Below are 17,376 nucleotides of genomic sequence, written 5' to 3' on the forward strand. Positions count from 1 at the left end.
TGTACATGGATTTTCAAGCGAAAATACTGCGAATTTGGTAAAATAGGCGTTGAGGTGAAAGTTAGCCATGTTTTTGAAAAGAGTGGAATTATCCGGATTTAAATCGTTCGCGGACAAGACTGAACTGGAATTCGTCCAAGGCATCACAGCCGTAGTCGGCCCGAACGGAAGCGGTAAGAGCAATATCAGCGATTCCATTCGTTGGGTGCTCGGCGAGCAGAGCGCCAAATCGCTCAGAGGCGGCAAGATGGAGGATATTATCTTCGCCGGCAGCGACGCGCGTAAAGCGGTTAACTATGCGGAAGTATCCCTGACACTGGACAATCACGATGAAGCGCTGAAGCTGGATTTCAGCGAGGTGACGGTAACCCGAAGAGTGCATCGCAGCGGGGACAGCGAATATTTTATCAATAAACAAGGATGCCGATTGAAAGATATTACGGAGCTTTTTATGGACACAGGGATCGGCAAAGAAGCTTATTCCATTATCGGACAAGGCCGAATCGAAGAAATCCTGAGCACACGGTCAGAGGATCGCAGAGGAATCTTTGAAGAGGCTTCCGGTATTGTCAAATATAAATCCCGCAAGAAAGATGCAGGGCGCAAGCTGGAAGATACCGAGCAGAATCTGCTTCGGATTCATGATCTCGTGTCCGAGTTGGAGGATCAGATTGAACCTTTGCGGGAACAATCCTCCAAAGCTGTGCAGTTTAAGCAGTTGAAGGAAGAGCTGAAAACCAGCGAAATTTCAATGTACGTCCATCAGATCGAGCAAATTCATGAGTCTTGGGCAGAAGCGAATGAACGGTTGAACATATTGCAAACCGAGCAACTGGAATTGTCCACCGTCGTTTCGAAGCATGACGCGCATCTGGAACAGCATCGATCGGAAACCAGGCGGCTGGAACTGGAGCTGGATGAACTGCAGACCTCATTGCTCTCGATCAGTGCGGAACTTGAGAAAAGCGAAGGGCAAGGCGAGGTTCTCAAGGAACGCAGCAAATACCTCGTGCAGAACCGTCTGCAGTTATTGCAAATGGTTGAAGTGGGCGAGAAGCGAATTGAAGAGCGGCGGACGGAACAAACGGGTTACCGGGATAAGTATAACGCGATTAGCAGCGAACTGAACCGTCTTCAATCCACGTTACGGTCCGAAGAGGAGCGTTTGCTTGGGGTAACCGGCGGGACGAGCAGCGATACGGAAGAAAAGCTCCGGGGCGACCTGCTGGATAAGTTAAACCAGTCCGCTCAAGCCCGCAATGAAATACGGTACATGGAACAGCAGATGGAATCGGCGCAACGTCGAATGTCCCGGTTGAATGATGATCACGGGCGGCTGGCCGAACAACAGAAGAAGTTGGAGACACGCAAGAAAGATTTGAGCGCCAAGCTAACGGACTGTATTGCATCATTATCCGAAAGCAAGAATGCCTACGTTGCGGCTTCCCAAAGCATCCAGAGTAAGCAAGAGTTACTTGAAACCGCTCAAAGCACCATTCGTAAATGGGAGCAAAAGACGGATGCGCTCGTTTCCCGTAAAGATACGATGACCGAGATGCAGAATGATTTCGACGGTTTTATGCACGGTGTTAAAGAAGTGTTGAAAGCACGAAACCGGGAAAACGGACTTCGGGGCGTTCTGGGTGCGGTAGCCGAGTTGATTAAAGTTCCTGCCCGGATTGAGCTGGCCGTGGAAACGGCGTTGGGCGGAGCGTTGCAGCACGTGGTCATGGAAGGTGAAAGCAGCGCCCGCGAAGCGATCGCCTTCCTGAAACGGCGGCAACTCGGCCGTGCGACATTCCTCCCGTTGGATGTTATTAAAGAGCGGTACATACCTGAATCCGAGCATCGCGGTCTTCAAGGAGCAAGCGGTTTTGTCGGTGTTGGGGCAGAACTGGTAAGCAGCGAACCCGAATATCGTAACATTGTAGGGAACTTGCTGGGCAATGTGATTATTGCGGAAACTCTGGAAGACGCGAACCGCATAGCGGCCAAGTGCCAATACCGCTATCGTGTCGTTACGTTAGAAGGCGATATTGTAAATGCCGGCGGTTCCATGACCGGTGGTTCAATGCAGAAGAAGAATACTAGTCTGCTGGGGCGTCAACGGCAGATAGATGAATTAATTCAAGAAATTCACAAATCGCAGGAGCAAATCTCGCAGTTGCAGGCTCAGATTGCACGAATGAAACAAGAAATTATAGGCGAGACCACACAGCTGGAGCAATCGCGCGAGGCAGGTGAGCAAGCCCGCATTATCGAACAACAATTGTTGGCAGAGTTGAAACAGTTGGAGGGCGAATTAACCCAGCTTGCTCCGCAGCTAGAACTGCACTCGCAGGATCGCGGTCAACACGAGGCGGAAGTGAAAGAGTATCGCGCGCGGAAGAAGGACTTGGAGCAGTCCTTAATCGTATTACAAAGCGAGGAACAGCAGGTTCAGCAAGCGATACGCGACGCGGAGCTCTCCAGGAAGGCCAGCGAATCAGCCAAAGACGAGCTGCAGGCCTACATGACAGATTTGAAAGTTCAGGTAGCTACGCTCACGCAAGAGAAGCAGTCCTTGCAGGATCAGCTAAAGCGGATTACAAGCGAGTTGCAACAGCAGGATCAGGAGCTTGAGCTGAACCGCAGCCAACTGGAGCAGGTTGCCGAAGATATTGAGGAGAATCAGCAACAAGCGGTCCGTCAGACGGAGGACGTGAACACGTATAAAATCCGGAAGAAGCAATGCGCGGATCAGTTGGAGTTTAAGCGTGCCGAGAGGGCGGGTTGGTTGAAACGACTGGAAGAGGGAGAGAACGAAACACGTGAGCAACGGGTACAGTTAAAGCAAGTGGAGGAACAGCTGCGGCAGACGGAAGTCAAGGTGAACCGACTGGATGTGGAATTGGAAAACTTACTTAGAAAGCTGTCCGAGGATTACGAGCTCAGTTACGAGCTTGCCAAGGAAAGATATCCTGTCCCTGAGGATGTTAGCGGCGTTCAGCAGATTGTCAGAGACTTGAGACGGACCATCGGAGCGCTCGGCGAAGTCAACCTGGGAGCCATTGAGGAGTTTCAGCGTGTCCATGAAAGGTATGAATTCCTGAACGTTCAGAAGAATGACCTGATTGAAGCCAAGACCGCGCTATATCAGGTTATTCGCGAGATGGACGAAGAGATGTCCAAGCGGTTCCGAAGCTCCTTTGATGCGATTAGGTCACACTTTGTGGTCGTCTTCGCCAAATTGTTCGGAGGAGGCCGTGCGGATTTAATTCTTTCGGAGCCCGGAAACCTGTTGGAAACAGGCATTGATATTATTGCTCAACCTCCCGGTAAGAAGCTGCAGAATTTACAGTTGCTCTCCGGCGGGGAAAGAGCTCTGACCGCGATCGCTTTACTGTTTGCCATTCTTCTTGTGAAGCCGGTGCCCTTCTGTGTGCTGGATGAGGTCGAAGCGGCATTGGACGAAGCGAATGTGGCCAGATTTGCTCAATATCTGAGGGAGTTCTCGGAATTGACTCAGTTTATCGTAGTGACCCACCGTAAAGGGACGATGGAAGAAGCGGATGTGCTGTATGGCGTCACGATGGAAGAAGGCGGCGTGTCAAAGCTGGTTTCCGTAAAATTAGATGATGAAGCGGCCGTGTCGGCTTAAATTATAATTGTGGAGGACACTATGAGTTTTTTCAAAAAATTAAAAGAGAGTATCGCAACGAAAACGGAAGAAATCACAACTAAATTTACCGAAGGCCTTTCAAAGACCCGGACCGCGTTTGTGGAGCGTGTGGAAGACCTGATTACCCGTCGCAAAAAAATCGATGAAGACTTCTACGAAGAGCTGGAAGAAATACTGATCGGCGCGGACGTTGGCGTGAACACCGTGATGGAATTGATTGAAGAGTTGCGCACGGAGGTGCGTAAACGTAAGATCGAGGACGCGGCAGATTTGCAACCGGTTCTATCGGAAAAGCTTGTTGATTTGCTTAAAGGGGAGCAGGACGCGTCTATGCGACTGGTGGAGGGCGGATTAAGCGTCATCCTGTTCGTAGGGGTCAACGGGGTTGGTAAAACGACGACCATCGGCAAATTGGCGCACCGATACAAGTCTCAGGGCAAAAAAGTGATGCTGGCCGCAGGTGATACCTTCCGAGCGGGTGCCATCGAACAGCTTGAGGTTTGGGGGGAGCGCGTCGGGGTCGAGGTGATAAAGCAACAAGCAGGATCCGACCCTGCCGCAGTTATGTTCGATGCCGTCAAAGCGGCCAAAAACCGCGGTGTGGATATTTTGATCTGCGATACGGCGGGCCGGCTTCAGAATAAAGTAAACCTGATGGAAGAGCTCAACAAAATTTATCGCGTGATTCAGCGTGAAGTGCCGGATGCGCCTCATGAAGTGTTGTTGGCATTGGATGCGACAACCGGTCAGAACGCGTTGCAGCAAGCCAAACTGTTCGGGGAGAAAACCGGCGTTACCGGATTGGTGCTGACGAAGCTGGACGGCACGGCCAAAGGCGGCATTGTCATTGCCATTCGCCAGGAACTTAACATTCCGGTCAAATTCGTAGGTCTCGGGGAGAAGATGGATGATCTGCAGGAATTCGATTCCGACCAGTTTGTGCATGCGTTGTTTGCGGGCTTAATTAAAGACCGTGAAGAGGCTGAAGAGGGGTCGAACTAGTTCCTTTGCGTCATTTCTCCTAGGTCACATAACTGACAAGTGAAATTCCTTGACATTGGTTTTTGAATCGGGTAAACTAGTCAATGTTCCGGTGTAAAGTGATTTTACTTGACGGAAGGAGACGGCACGGTGAATGATGCAGAAGCCTTGTCGAAGACGACAAGAATCAACGCGCTGTTCGATTTCTATGAACCTCTGTTGACGGATAAGCAAGCTACGTTTCTTCGGTTTTATTTTCACGAGAATTATTCTCTTGGAGAAATTGCCTCGGAGTTTATGATCAGCCGCCAAGCCGTGTATGAGCATATTAAGCGCGCGGAGCATGTGCTGGATGATTATGAACAGAAGTTGCATCTGCACGCCCAGCATGAGAAGCGTCAACAGTTGTTGCGCGAATTGTTGCTTGAAGCGGACAACGGAGTGAACCAGGATACGGTGAAACGGATTGCTACCAAGCTGTCCGATCTGGACCTGTGAAACGAAACGAATGAGCATAATTAAACGTAAATAATGAATTGTTACTTATATAAGATAGAACTAAGTATTGACGGAGGTGAACGAAATGGCTTTTGAGGGCTTGGCTAATCGCTTGCAGAATGTGTTCGGCAAGCTTAAAGGCAAAGGCAAAGTGTCCGAGGAGGATGTAGGCGAAGCGATGCGTGAAGTTCGCCTTGCACTGCTCGAAGCGGATGTCAACTTTAAAGTCGTTAAGGAATTCATCGCCAAAGTGAAAGAACAGGCCGTCGGACAAGACGTGCTGAAGAGCTTTACGCCAGGCATGGTCGTCATTGATATCGTAAACAAAGAGCTTACGAATCTGATGGGCGGTACACAGAGCAAGCTTGCGAAATCCAACCGTCCGCCAACGGTCATTATGATGGTGGGCTTACAGGGTGCCGGTAAGACAACGACAACAGGTAAACTCGCGAAACTACTGCAGAAGCAGAATCATCGGCCTTTACTTGTTGCCGGCGATATTTACAGACCCGCGGCCATCAAGCAATTGGAAGTGCTAGGCGAGCAGATTAAAGTTCCTGTGTTTTCCATGGGTGATAAGACAAGCCCGGTGGAAATCGCAAGAAGCGGAATGCAGCATGCCAAAGATAACGGCCATGATTACGTGATCATCGATACAGCCGGCCGTCTTCACATCGACGAAAGTTTGATGGATGAGCTGAAACAGATTCGCGAAGTCGTGAAACCCGATGAAGTCTTGCTTGTTGTCGACGCCATGACGGGTCAGGATGCGGTTAACGTAGCTGAAAGCTTTCATCAACAGATGGAGCTTACGGGTGTCGTGTTGACGAAACTGGACGGGGATACACGCGGCGGTGCCGCATTATCCGTTAAAGCCGTTACAGGATGTCCAATCAAGTTTGCGGCCATGGGCGAGAAGATCGACGCCTTGGAGCCTTTCCATCCGGATCGGATGGCATCGCGAATTCTCGGTATGGGCGATGTACTTACACTGATTGAGAAGGCGCAAGCCGGCATCGACCAGGACCAGGCGTTGGAAATGCAACGGAAGATGAGAACGGCTGAATTCACATTCGAAGATTTCTTGCAACAGATGGAGCAGGTAAAGCAATTAGGTCCCCTGGATCAGTTGATGGATATGCTTCCGGGTATGAACAAGATGAAGGGCATGGAGAATATGAAGGTGGACGACAAGCAACTCGGCCACATCGAAGCTATCATTAAATCCATGACCAAGGATGAGAAAATAAAGCCTGAGATGATTAACGCTTCCCGCCGTAAGCGGATTGCGAACGGCAGCGGCAGAACTGTACAGGAAGTGAACAAGCTTATTAAGCAATTCGAAGAGATGCGCAAGATGATGAAGCAATTCTCCGGGATGATGGGACCCAAAGGACCGAAGGGCGGCATGAAAGGCCTTAAGGGCATGATGGGCGGCAAGGGCTTTAAATTTCCGTTCGGTTAAGTAGCCGTATAGCAACGCAAGTTTCAGGTAATTAATTGAAGGAGGTGACTTTCACAATGGCAGTTCGTATTCGTCTTAAACGTATCGGTGCTCACAAAGCTCCGTTCTACCGTCTGGTAGTATCCGATTCCCGCTCTCCGCGTGACGGACGTTTCATCGAAGAAATCGGTACTTATAACCCAATTTCTGAGCCGGCTCAAGTTAACATCGATGAAGAGAAAGCTTTGAAATGGCTTCAAACAGGTGCGCAAGCTTCTGACACAGTTCGTAACTTGTTCAGCAAAGCAGGCATCATGCAAAAATTCCACGAATCTAAACTTCAGAAGTAATCTGCCTATTCGGAGGGCCTGACGATGAAAGAGTTAATATCGGTTATCGCGCAAGGCTTGGTTGATCATCCGGAAGATGTACGGGTTAACGTCGTGGACGGCGAGCATGCCATCACCTATGAATTGTCCGTTCATCCCAGTGATGTAGGTAAAATTATAGGGAAGCAGGGCCGCATCGCTAAAGCGTTGCGAACCGTCGTAACATCGGCAGCAGTGAAGGAAACGAAACGTGTGAACGTTGAAATTGTGTCTTAAGTTTAAGTTGATCTTGAACAGACGGCATTATATCGAAGGGTTAGGATGGAGACATCCTAGCCCTTCGTTTCTAATTTCTGGACGACATGGAGGATCGTATGGCGGATAAATTATTTACCGTAGGCAAACTAGTCAATACCCAGGGAATTCGTGGTGAAGTGAAAATTTTATCTCAAACGGATTTCCCCGAGAAACGTTTCGCTCCCGGAAGTAGTCTTATTTTGGAGCAAGCCGGTACCCATAAACAGTTACCTATTGAAATTGAAACCTCCCGTGAACATAAGAATATGTATATCGCGAAGCTGAAAGGCTACGATAATATCAATCAGGTAGAGGGCTTTAAAGGCTGGCTTGTGAAGATATCCGAGAAGTTTATAGAAGCATTGCCGGAGGATGAATTTTATTTCCACGAGATCATCGGTTGCAAGGTCATTACAGAAGATGACGAAGAGTTGGGTGTAGTTAAGGAAATTCTCACACCCGGCGCTAATGATGTATGGGTAGTGGAGCAAGAGGACGGCAAACGTGTGCTATTACCGGTTATTGACGATGTGGTTCTGAACGTGGACGTTGCCGCTAAGATGATCCGTGTGCATCTGATGGAGGGTTTACTGTAACATGAGGGTAGATGTATTGACGTTGTTTCCAGAGATGTTTGAAGGTGTGTTCGGCAGCAGTATTATGGGTAAAGCGCGAGACAAAGGCCTGGTGTCACTGAACACGATTAACTTCAGAGATTATTCGAATAATAAACACAATACGGTAGATGATTACCCTTATGGCGGAGGGGGCGGCATGGTGTTGAAACCGGAGCCGATTTTCGCAGCGGTGGAAGATCTGCCCCCTTCGGAAGGCAAACCGCCTCGTGTCATCCTGTTGTGTCCGCAAGGGGAGACTTTTACGCAAGGCAAGGCGGAGGAACTGGCTCAGGAGGAGCATCTCATTTTCTTATGCGGACACTATGAAGGCTATGATGAACGAATCAGAGAGTACCTGGTTACGGACGAACTGTCGATCGGCGACTACGTATTGACCGGCGGGGAAATGGCTGCCATGGTCATTGTGGACAGCGTTGTCCGCTTGCTGCCCGGTGTTCTGGGTAATGATCAGTCCGCTGTGACCGATTCATTCAGCACTGGATTGCTGGAATATCCGCACTATACAAGACCTGCTGAATTTCGCGGCTGGTCCGTACCCGAGGTATTGCTAAGCGGTCATCACGCCAATGTGGAAAAGTGGCGCAAGGAGCAGTCACTGCTGCGTACATTGCGGCGCAGACCGGATTTGCTGGACAAGGTCGAGTTGTCACCCAAAGAACAGATCTGGCTTAAAGAACAGCGCCAGCGATATCCGAAAAGTTAAGTAACCTGTATTGTAAACATAGGCGCGTTGTGTTACAATAAAGTCTGTTGTGAAAGTTTTGAGTCTGGTGGTCCGCTATGAGCTGAAGGTTGAATCGAACCTTCTAACAAATGGCCATATGAACACCTGTGTGGAAGGAGGAAGTCATAGATGAACCTGTTACAAGAGATTACAAGAGAGCAACTACGTACAGATCTTCCTAATTTTCGCCCCGGCGATACTTTGAAAGTTCACGTTAAAGTTGTTGAGGGATCCCGCGAACGTATCCAGTTGTTCGAAGGTGTTGTAATTAAACGCCGCGGCGGTGGAATTAGCGAGACTTTCACAGTAAGAAAAATTTCTTACGGTGTAGGTGTGGAAAGAACTTTCCCATTCAACTCACCTAAGATTGAGAAAATCGAAGTGACTCGCCGAGGTAAAGTTCGCCGTGCGAAACTGTACTATCTGCGCGGATTACGCGGTAAAGCAGCAAGAATTAAAGAAATTCGTTAATCTTGACGGGGGCTTGATAAAACAAGCCCCTTTTAGTTTATTTAAATTATGGGAAACGTTCGTCGTTGATCGTGCAAGCGCAGGTAAGAAAGGGGCTTTTTTACGAATGGAACAAGAGATTACACAAAGCTCAGTTAAGAATGAAGTTTGGGAATGGGCGAAAGCTTTACTCATAGCGGCAGTGCTTGTATTTGTAATACGCTATTTCATTTTCGCTCCATTTATCGTGGACGGTCCTTCGATGCAACCTAACTTCAAGACCGGAGAACGCCTTATTGTGAACAAAATTATTTACTCCATTCGTGAACCTCACCGTGGTGAAGTGGTCGTGTTTCACGCTCCGGAAGGTAAAGATTACATAAAACGGGTAGTCGGTTTGCCCGGTGATGAGGTCAAGGTAGAAGGTGATGTCGTTTCCGTAAACGGCAAGGCGTTAGAAGAAAAGTATATTAAATACGCGGTGGATGAAATGCAGAATAATGGCGGAATCTATAATACGGGACCTAATTTCCCGAATGAGATGGTACAAGATGGCAAGGTGCCTGAAGGCTCCATCTTTGTAATGGGGGATAATCGCGGTAATAGTAAAGACGGCAGAGAGATTGGATACATCGCATATGACAAGGTGATTGGCAGAGCTGATATCATTTTCTGGCCTATAGATAATATATCTCTTGTAAAACATTAAATTGAGGTGACAGACGATGGCGATTCAATGGTTTCCGGGACATATGACGAGAGCTCGTCGCCAAATCCAGGAAAAACTTAAACTCATCGACATCGTAATTGAACTTTTGGACGCCAGAGTACCGCTATCCAGCAGAAACCCGATGATCGATGAAATATTGCAGGACAAACCTCGCATAATTGTACTGAACAAGGCGGATTTAGCCGATCCTCAAGTAACGGAGCAGTGGGTCAATTATTTCGCGGAAGAAGGCGTGAGCGCATTTCCGATTGACGCCTCATCCGGACATAAGGTCGGAGACATACTTCCTAAAGCGAAGTTTACGCTTGCAGACAAGATACAACGCCAAATCAACAAAGGTATTAATCCGCGTGCCATTCGCGCGTTAATTGTAGGCATCCCAAATGTAGGAAAATCTACGCTGATTAACAAGATGGCGGGTAAGAACATTGCGGTTACAGGAGACAAACCCGGTGTTACCAAAGGTCAGCAATGGATCAAAGTGGGCACAGAAATGGAATTGCTGGATACGCCGGGAATTCTATGGCCCAAGTTTGAGGATCAACAAGTAGGTTACCGTTTGGCGGTCGTCGGTTCCATTAAAGAAGAGATTATCCACTTGGATGATATTGCTTTTTACGCCATCCGCTACATGGCCAAATATTATCTGAACAACTTGCAGGAACGATTTGGCATCGAATATGTACCTGAAGATCTTGAAAATCCCAACGAGGTTGTGAAAATCATGGAGGAAATCGGGCGCAAACGCGGTTGTATCGTCAGTGGTGGCCGGGTTGATTTGGACAAAACCTCGATTTTGTTTTTAAGGGAATTACGCGCAGGAAAGCTGGGACGGATTTCGTTTGAACGACCTGCGGATCAGGGTGCTTTTTAGTTTAACATCAGAATTTCGGAACATGACAGCGGTGAGCAGAAGCTTGCCGTTTTTTTTTGTTATGTAAATAGGATCTTTGTTTGCAATGGTCCATAAACAACTCTTTCCGTACTTTACTCCAGGTTGTACAATAGAGGAACGTTTAAAAAGGATTGGCAGAGGTGAAATCATGCTTACGTATGAAATGCAATGTTGGGATCAGGATTATATACATATCGCGGGTGTAGATGAGGTTGGCAGAGGGTGCCTGTTTGGCGATGTGGTCGCCGCGGCGGTTATTTTGCCCAGAGGATTGATATTGGAAGGCGTGGATGACTCTAAGAAACTCTCGGAAAAGAAGAGGGACGAGCTGTTTGAAGTCATTATGAAGGAAGCGCTGGCCGTCGGAGTAGGTCAAATGGATGTGCAAGTGATCGAACAAGTCAATATTAAACAAGCTTCTCGGTTAGCAATGAAAAAAGCGGTAGAGCAATTGTCTTTGACACCGGACTATTTATTGGTGGATGCGGAGACCGTAGATTCTTCCATTCCCCAGATGGCGATTATTCACGGTGATGCGTTAAGTCAATCCATTGCAGCCGCCTCCATCATTGCTAAAGTGACTCGGGACAAGTTATGCAAGGAATGGGACAATCGATTTCCCGAATATGGTATTGCCGGCCACAAAGGATACGCCACCCGGTTTCATCGTGAACGCTTAATGGAATTCGGAGCCAGTTCAATGCATCGCATGTCTTTCCTAAGAAAGATTTTGGGGGAAAAGGAAGAAGTGAAACAAATAGAGTTATTCTAGAAGCTCAGCATGGGATTAAGATGATTCAAATTCCTTTACTTTTTGCCGATATATAAAGAAACAAAGTACGGAAGGATCGTGCATGCATGAATATTTCCCATATGGTTCGCAGCATGGTCGGGGAATTGACGCCTGCGGAAGGCAAACAGCTTGAATTGAAAGCAGGACAGATCGTAAGAGGCAAAGTAGTACAGGTAACCCCTGAAACCTCCGAAGCGCTTGTGAACATTAACGGAGCATTGGTAAAAGCCAAGCTGGAGACACCTATGCAGGAAGGTCAAGTCACCATGTTGCAGGTTCAGCCGGAGTCCTCGAATGGTCAGGTGGTTTTGAAGCCGGTGGCGTTGTCTACCCATGTACCGATGACGGATGAATCCATAGGCGAACTCCTTAAGAGCTTGGGTCTGCAAGACTTAAAACAAGGAATGGGCGAGGCCATCATACGAATGATGCATAAAGAAGGTATCCCTCTGACGAAGGATGATGCCCAGGCTTTCAAAATATTGGCACAAGCGATCCCTTCTAATGTGAGTGACGAAGAATGGTTGCTAGCGGGAGCGTTGGCCTGGAAGAGAGGATTACCGCTGACACAGCAAACGGTAGCTTCTCTTCATCAGGTGTTGTTTGGTAAGGATCTGGGTAACTTACTCCAGGGATTAAACGCACAGTTGCAGCTGTTATCGGGAACAGCAACGGGTGCCGCCGGTTTTTCTGCGGAGACGACTCATATCATGAAACAGTTAGATGCACTTTCAAAGCAAATGTATTCGGAAACGAGCAGTGTTAAGCACCGGATTGATGCAGAAAAGGCTAACGTTATGACAGGGAAACCAATTGAGCCAATTGTATCGGGCAAAACAAATCTTCCGGCCTCTACTGTATTTACAGGGAATACTGCTGCAAACACGGTTGGCTCAAGTGGAACCAATGCGGATACCGGGAAAAGCTCCGGAGCGCCGGCCAGTAACGGATCAACCTCGGATGCAAGTAAACAATCAGTTCGTACTGCTTCAGATGGAATTCTTCCGAATGAGGCTGAACAAGCGGTGGAAAACAAGAATATCCGTCAACCTGGCCCTGGGACAGGGGCATCCGCCAAGGAGGGCTCGACGATAACTTTCTCTCCTTCAGCGAAACCAGCACCCGAGATAGATGGCCTACTTATAGATGCGAACTTGGAAAGCCCCTCCACGAAAGCGGCATTAGCAAATCAGTTGAAAACAGAGCAGGGACAGCGAACAGAATTCTCGTTACAATCCTCAAAGGCATCAAAAGCCGATGAAACATTAAAGAACAGCACGGCATCTTTGGATACATTGAAGCAGCAGCCCCTAATAAATGTTATAGATTCGGAACATCCTTGGGTGTCTAAGATAATGAAACTGTTAGGCGTGGAACATGAGCAGGCCGTAGTGAAACAAATAGAACAAGGCATCATGGATCGAAGCACATCCAGTCCAGGAACCCCTCTGGGTACGTTGCTGTCAGAAGGCAAATTTCAACAACATTCTACGACGGATACAATCAAAAGTTTGTTATTGCAATTAGCCCAGGGAACTGATTTGCCTCCCGCTGTCCGGGACACGGTACAACAAGCATTACAACAAGTTACAGGGCAACAGCTGCTGATGACCCCTGACAAAAATCCGTTATTTACTCATCTTACGTTATTTATACCTTTCCTTAACGAATCAGGTGAAGAAACAGCTTCCGTTCACATACAGTCGCGCAAAGGCAGTAAGGGAGAACTGGACAAGGATAACTGCAGGCTTTTATTTGATCTGAAGATGAAAGTACTAGGGGATACGCTGGTAGATGTTCAGGTGATGAATAATATTGTTTCCCTGAAAGTTCATAATGACCAGCCCGAAACTGGGGCATTGCTTGAAATGAGTCGTCAAGACATTGCGGCTTCTGTCGAGGGTATCGGCTATCAGTTTTTGTCTATGAAATGTGTGCCCTATCCTAAAGCGGAACCGGACCCTAAGCCGGAGCAATCTTTATCTTCGGGCTTGTCCGGAAACCTTACGGCTCAATATACAGCTCAACCTTACAAAAGGATGGACTTCCGCATATGAAGCAGGGGAGCGGGTTTAAACCGTCCGTCACGAATACTGAAATATTTCAGGAGAGAGCTAAGGGGATTACGAAAGCGGTCGCTTTGAAGTACGCGCCAGGCAAACAAGAGGCTCCTACAGTCGTCGCTAAGGGTTCCGGCAGGGTCGCGGACACCATCCTGGCTAAAGCCAAGGAACACGGAGTACCGGTACAGGAGGACGCCTCTCTAGTTGAGGTGTTGTCGAAGATTGATCTGGATCAACAGATTCCCCCGGAACTATACCAATTAGTTGCTGAGATCTTAAGTTTTATTTACCGCTCTGATCAAAAAGCAAAGGCATGGGATTCTTATGGCCGATAATGCAAGCAGAACCAATCGTCGAAAAACAGGAGCCATCGGGGAAGAGAAGGCAGTAGTCTATTTAGTGACTCAGGGATATCATATTATTAAATTAAACTGGCGTTGCCGCACAGGTGAAATTGATATTATAGCCGGTCATGCCGATGTAATTGTGTTTATAGAGGTAAGGTCACGTACAAGCAAAGGAAGGTACGGCACTGCAGCTGAATCGGTAACGGTCCGTAAACAGCAGCAGGTACGTGAAACCGCTCAGGTTTACTTAAAAACTTCCTCAAGTTATAAGGCCAAAGTCAGGTTTGACGTTATCACAGTCTATCTTGACGCCGATAATGATGCTGTTGAAATGAGTCATATCCAACATGCCTTCTGATAAAACATCCCCGTAAGCGTTGCTGACGTTTGCGGGGTTTTTGCGTAAGGACTGAGTTTTACGCAGGGTCATATTTTTTATCCAGATTGCGGTATTGCACAGCTTCCGCGACATGGGCGGTTTCAATGGCTACGCTGTCCTCGAGATCAGCGATCGTCCGGGCGATGCGCAAGATGCGGTCATGCGCGCGAAGACTAAGCTGCAGCGCCACAAAAGAGGCCTCCAGCAGCCGCTCGCCTTCCGGGCGCAGCCGGCAGTGCCGGCGCAGCAGGTTGCCGGTGAGCTCGCCGTTGAACACCACGCCCGTGCCCGCATAGCGCGCCCGCTGCCGCGACTGGGCAGCCAGCACCTTCTCGCGCATCTCGCGCGAACCCAGCGGGCTGCCCGCGGCAGCGAGCGAAGTGACCCGGGGCACCTCCACATGCAGGTCGATGCGATCCAGCAGGGGTCCCGAAATCCGGGACCGGTAATGCTGGATCTTCGACAAACTGCATGTGCACGGTGCCGCGCCCGGGTCGGCGCCGAGCTGCCCGCACGGGCAAGGATTCATGCTCGCGGCGAGCATGAAATCGGCGGGAAAGCGGACCACGGCCCGCGCCCGCCCAATTACGACATGCCGGTCCTCGAGCGGCTGTCGCATAACCTCGAGCACGCCGCGCGTAAACTCCGGCAGTTCGTCGAGGAAAAGCACGCCGCGGTGAGCGAGTGTCACCTCACCGGGCTTGGGGATCGAGCCGCCGCCGATCAGGCCGCCGGCCGATACCGTGTGGTGCGGCGATCGGAAGGGCCGCTCACGCAACAATCGCGATCGGTCATGTAGCTTGCCCGACACGCTGTAGATTTTCGTCACCTCGAGCGCTTCATTGTCCATTAACTCCGGAAGGATCGAGGGTAACCGGCGGATGAGCATCGTCTTCCCTGATCCGGGAGGTCCGATAAACAGCAGATTATGCATACCTGCGGCGGCAATCATTAAAGCTCGCTTAGCTTGCTGTTGTCCGATCACATCAGCGTAGTCGAGAGTGGTCCTGTCAGCGGAGTCCTCCGGAGGGGGCGGATCCCCTCCAAACAGGCCTTGTCGCAACAACTCTCGGATCGGTGTTTTAACATGTTTATTATTAATGACGCTAACTAATGGCTGACCGGTTGTTACAATTTCATGCAGTTCGTGCAGATGTCTAATAGGATATAGTGTTAAACCCTCAATGAATTGCGCTTCCTCCACATTATCATAAGGAAGTATCATGCGAGTTAGGCCGGACTTTCGTGCTTGATCCGCCATGGAAAGTACGCCGGGAACGGGACGAACATCTCCGTTTAATGCAAGCTCTCCTATGATGAGAGTGCTCTCAGGATCCTCCAGCTTTACTTGATCGCTTGCGCTGAGAATCCCGATTGCTATGGCCAGATCAAACGATGATCCCTCTTTACGCACATCAGCCGGAGCCAAATTTACTGTAATTCGTTCCATAGGAAATTCAAACCTGCAATTCTTGATGGCGGATCGGACCCGTTCACTGGATTCCCGAACCGCGGAGTCAGGCAAACCAACAATATTGACTTGGGGCAATCCATTAGAAACATCTACCTCCACATCAATCAGTTTCCCGTCGATACCGTCAACGCAAGCACAGATCATTTTGGAATACACAAAAAACACCTTCCTCCTGCAGTATGAATTCTTGTTTCCATACCGTGGATCAAGGTGCTTCCTTATCTACCACCGATTTGTTCAATTACTATAAGTCTATCGATCGCGGAATCAACTGTCAAGCCTACTCCTTCACCCGTTCATCATCTCCGCTGATCGCTTTCCAATCCAGGACCTTGGCGGTTACAACAGCGGCCTGCGCGCGGGACACTTTCCCCCCAGGACCGAACTGATCCCCTGCAAGACCAGACATCAATCCCGCTTTGACCGCTGCGCCGGCCCATCCCCAATGCTCATAAGCTATGCTGTCAACATCGGTAAATTGGACCAAAGCACTGTCGTCTTCGGTTAGGCCCAGAGCTTTCGCTGCCCAGACGGCCATCTCGATTCGGGTTAAAATCTCTTCGGGACCGAACAATCCGCCTGACGTTTGTTTCGTCGTCACAATCCCCTCTGTTACCGCGGAGTGTAGATAAGAATAGGACCAACGTTGTTTAAGCACATCATGAAAGGGGAGCTCTAAAGCCTCCGAAGCGGAACCGTTCATCGTTGTCCGTGTGTTTTCTTGTCCTCTCGCCAGCATAAGTAACTTAATAAATTGCTCTCTTGTAACAGGTCGGTCTGCCTGAATCGAACCGTTCGGCATGCCTGCAAGTATATTTAAACCTAACAACCTTACCAGCGGCTTACGCGCCCAATGATTCTGGATTTCCGGGAGTGGCTTGGAAAGAGCGGGTTCATACCCGCGAAAGAGGGATTCAAGAAACGAATAGGTTTCCGGCAGCTTGGTTTCTACAATGGTACGTGAAGCCTCAGTCGCGAACATCATACAAGATACTTCCGCAAAATATTCTTCCGAGTACGTATCCATGTAACGATCGCCCCAAAAATAATTACCCGCCTCTTCGCGCCACAACTTCCGGAATCGTTCTGATTGCGAGATATCATCAAACAGATAAGTATCTACGGCATGAAAAGTTTCATGTAGTTCCAAATTTTCCGTATCGTGGCCTTTACCACGTTCACTGTAGCCGATTCGGGCAACAACCGTGCTGCCGCTTGATCCCGGAATGTCGTCCCAGGTTTTGCCGGTATTTTCCCAACCCCTGGGGATCACGCCCCGGTATTTGGCCATTTCCGGTTCATCCGTAATTTTGCCTTTAGTGAGCTTAATATGAACATCGTTATAAATTAGACCTTCAATCAAGTTCGGATAAAGCTGAAATACCCTGCCCACCATGGCGTCTGCTTCCTCAGCATCATAACTGCCTTGAGGCCTTATAATAAGCTGTTCCTGTAAATAAGTACTACTGATCGCAGCTTTAGTATTAACGGGTGCGGCGCATAATGTAATCGCTAACAATAGTGCAACTATAATCGGTTTCCATGCAATTAACCATTTCATGATGATTTCTCCCTTGCAACTTGTTTCACTTTATATTTAAGAACAATTTATACCCTCATTATACTTCAGTCTAAACGCTGAAATCGATTCTATTTGTACATGTTTTGAGAAA

Annotated in this window: 17 protein-coding genes; 15 read left to right on the plus strand and 2 right to left on the minus strand. The window is 48.7% G+C overall.

What is annotated here, in order from left to right:
- The first annotated feature begins 67 nt into the window (after window positions 1-67).
- The 15 genes from smc to SY83_RS15910 all read left to right on the plus strand — a co-directional run bounded on the left by smc (window position 68) and on the right by SY83_RS15910 (window position 14,208).
- Complete coding sequence (gene smc / locus SY83_RS15840; protein ID WP_068608268.1) at window positions 68-3,640, plus strand: chromosome segregation protein SMC; 3,573 nt, start codon at window positions 68-70, stop codon at window positions 3,638-3,640.
- Between the two features lie 21 nt (window positions 3,641-3,661).
- Complete coding sequence (gene ftsY, locus SY83_RS15845; RefSeq protein ID WP_068608270.1) at window positions 3,662-4,663, plus strand: signal recognition particle-docking protein FtsY; 1,002 nt, start codon at window positions 3,662-3,664, stop codon at window positions 4,661-4,663.
- A gap of 129 nt (window positions 4,664-4,792) precedes the next feature.
- Window positions 4,793-5,140 carry a YlxM family DNA-binding protein gene (gene ylxM, locus SY83_RS15850; protein WP_068608272.1) on the plus strand — a complete coding sequence of 116 codons (348 nt, stop codon included), beginning with the start codon at window positions 4,793-4,795 and terminating at the stop codon, window positions 5,138-5,140.
- A gap of 85 nt (window positions 5,141-5,225) precedes the next feature.
- Window positions 5,226-6,605, plus strand: coding sequence for a signal recognition particle protein (gene ffh, locus SY83_RS15855; protein ID WP_068608276.1), 1,380 nt, complete (start codon window positions 5,226-5,228; stop codon window positions 6,603-6,605).
- A 56-nt stretch (window positions 6,606-6,661) separates the two neighbouring features.
- Window positions 6,662-6,934 carry a 30S ribosomal protein S16 gene (gene rpsP / locus SY83_RS15860; RefSeq protein WP_068608278.1) on the plus strand — a complete coding sequence of 91 codons (273 nt, stop codon included), beginning with the start codon at window positions 6,662-6,664 and terminating at the stop codon, window positions 6,932-6,934.
- Window positions 6,935-6,958: 24 nt separating this feature from the next.
- The gene (locus SY83_RS15865; protein ID WP_068608280.1) at window positions 6,959-7,189 is read left to right on the plus strand and encodes a KH domain-containing protein; all 231 of its coding nucleotides are present in this window, start codon (window positions 6,959-6,961) and stop codon (window positions 7,187-7,189) included.
- Window positions 7,190-7,287: 98 nt separating this feature from the next.
- Window positions 7,288-7,806, plus strand: a complete 519-nt coding sequence (gene rimM, locus SY83_RS15870) for a ribosome maturation factor RimM (RefSeq protein ID WP_068608282.1) — start codon at window positions 7,288-7,290, stop codon at window positions 7,804-7,806.
- A 1-nt stretch (window position 7,807) separates the two neighbouring features.
- Complete coding sequence (trmD, locus tag SY83_RS15875; RefSeq protein WP_068608284.1) at window positions 7,808-8,551, plus strand: tRNA (guanosine(37)-N1)-methyltransferase TrmD; 744 nt, start codon at window positions 7,808-7,810, stop codon at window positions 8,549-8,551.
- A 150-nt stretch (window positions 8,552-8,701) separates the two neighbouring features.
- Window positions 8,702-9,043, plus strand: coding sequence for a 50S ribosomal protein L19 (rplS, locus tag SY83_RS15880; RefSeq protein ID WP_068608287.1), 342 nt, complete (start codon window positions 8,702-8,704; stop codon window positions 9,041-9,043).
- Between the two features lie 106 nt (window positions 9,044-9,149).
- Window positions 9,150-9,731: a signal peptidase I gene (gene lepB / locus SY83_RS15885; protein WP_068608289.1), complete on the plus strand. Its 582-nt coding sequence runs from the start codon at window positions 9,150-9,152 to the stop codon at window positions 9,729-9,731.
- 16 nt (window positions 9,732-9,747) lie between these two features.
- The gene (gene ylqF / locus SY83_RS15890; RefSeq protein ID WP_068608291.1) at window positions 9,748-10,626 is read left to right on the plus strand and encodes a ribosome biogenesis GTPase YlqF; all 879 of its coding nucleotides are present in this window, start codon (window positions 9,748-9,750) and stop codon (window positions 10,624-10,626) included.
- Window positions 10,627-10,795: 169 nt separating this feature from the next.
- On the plus strand, window positions 10,796-11,419 hold the full coding sequence (locus SY83_RS15895; protein WP_068608293.1) for a ribonuclease HII: 624 nt from the start codon (window positions 10,796-10,798) through the stop codon (window positions 11,417-11,419).
- A gap of 86 nt (window positions 11,420-11,505) precedes the next feature.
- Window positions 11,506-13,497 carry a hypothetical protein gene (locus tag SY83_RS15900; RefSeq protein ID WP_068608295.1) on the plus strand — a complete coding sequence of 664 codons (1,992 nt, stop codon included), beginning with the start codon at window positions 11,506-11,508 and terminating at the stop codon, window positions 13,495-13,497.
- On the plus strand, window positions 13,494-13,838 hold the full coding sequence (locus tag SY83_RS15905; RefSeq protein WP_082882573.1) for an EscU/YscU/HrcU family type III secretion system export apparatus switch protein: 345 nt from the start codon (window positions 13,494-13,496) through the stop codon (window positions 13,836-13,838). Before SY83_RS15900 ends, SY83_RS15905 begins: the two co-directional genes overlap by 4 nt.
- Window positions 13,828-14,208, plus strand: a complete 381-nt coding sequence (locus SY83_RS15910; protein ID WP_068608297.1) for a YraN family protein — start codon at window positions 13,828-13,830, stop codon at window positions 14,206-14,208. Before SY83_RS15905 ends, SY83_RS15910 begins: the two co-directional genes overlap by 11 nt.
- A 58-nt stretch (window positions 14,209-14,266) precedes the next feature.
- Here the strand turns inward: SY83_RS15910 and SY83_RS15915 are convergent, their stop codons facing one another.
- Window positions 14,267-15,859, minus strand: coding sequence for a YifB family Mg chelatase-like AAA ATPase (locus SY83_RS15915; protein ID WP_068608299.1), 1,593 nt, complete (start codon window positions 15,857-15,859; stop codon window positions 14,267-14,269).
- 124 nt (window positions 15,860-15,983) lie between these two features.
- The gene (locus tag SY83_RS15920) at window positions 15,984-17,264 is read right to left on the minus strand and encodes an anthrax toxin lethal factor-related metalloendopeptidase (protein ID WP_068608302.1); all 1,281 of its coding nucleotides are present in this window, start codon (window positions 17,262-17,264) and stop codon (window positions 15,984-15,986) included.
- Window positions 17,265-17,376 lie beyond the last annotated feature (112 nt).

This window comes from Paenibacillus swuensis, from assembly GCF_001644605.1.
Classification (GTDB): Bacteria; Bacillota; Bacilli; order Paenibacillales; family DY6; genus Paenibacillus_N; species Paenibacillus_N swuensis.

Excerpts from the sequence above, each read along its gene's own strand:
- SY83_RS15920 (WP_068608302.1), bottom strand. The coding sequence starts at position 17,264 with ATGAAATGGTTAATTGCATGGAAACCGATTATAGTTGCACTATTGTTA.
- lepB (WP_068608289.1), top strand. The coding sequence starts at position 9,150 with ATGGAACAAGAGATTACACAAAGCTCAGTTAAGAATGAAGTTTGGGAA.
- SY83_RS15895 (WP_068608293.1), top strand. The coding sequence starts at position 10,796 with ATGCTTACGTATGAAATGCAATGTTGGGATCAGGATTATATACATATC.
- smc (WP_068608268.1), top strand. The coding sequence starts at position 68 with ATGTTTTTGAAAAGAGTGGAATTATCCGGATTTAAATCGTTCGCGGAC.
- rimM (WP_068608282.1), top strand. The coding sequence starts at position 7,288 with ATGGCGGATAAATTATTTACCGTAGGCAAACTAGTCAATACCCAGGGA.
- SY83_RS15865 (WP_068608280.1), top strand. The coding sequence starts at position 6,959 with ATGAAAGAGTTAATATCGGTTATCGCGCAAGGCTTGGTTGATCATCCG.
- ylqF (WP_068608291.1), top strand. The coding sequence starts at position 9,748 with ATGGCGATTCAATGGTTTCCGGGACATATGACGAGAGCTCGTCGCCAA.
- trmD (WP_068608284.1), top strand. The coding sequence starts at position 7,808 with ATGAGGGTAGATGTATTGACGTTGTTTCCAGAGATGTTTGAAGGTGTG.
- ffh (WP_068608276.1), top strand. The coding sequence starts at position 5,226 with ATGGCTTTTGAGGGCTTGGCTAATCGCTTGCAGAATGTGTTCGGCAAG.
- ftsY (WP_068608270.1), top strand. The coding sequence starts at position 3,662 with ATGAGTTTTTTCAAAAAATTAAAAGAGAGTATCGCAACGAAAACGGAA.
- SY83_RS15900 (WP_068608295.1), top strand. The coding sequence starts at position 11,506 with ATGAATATTTCCCATATGGTTCGCAGCATGGTCGGGGAATTGACGCCT.
- rplS (WP_068608287.1), top strand. The coding sequence starts at position 8,702 with ATGAACCTGTTACAAGAGATTACAAGAGAGCAACTACGTACAGATCTT.
- SY83_RS15905 (WP_082882573.1), top strand. The coding sequence starts at position 13,494 with ATGAAGCAGGGGAGCGGGTTTAAACCGTCCGTCACGAATACTGAAATA.
- SY83_RS15910 (WP_068608297.1), top strand. The coding sequence starts at position 13,828 with ATGGCCGATAATGCAAGCAGAACCAATCGTCGAAAAACAGGAGCCATC.
- rpsP (WP_068608278.1), top strand. The coding sequence starts at position 6,662 with ATGGCAGTTCGTATTCGTCTTAAACGTATCGGTGCTCACAAAGCTCCG.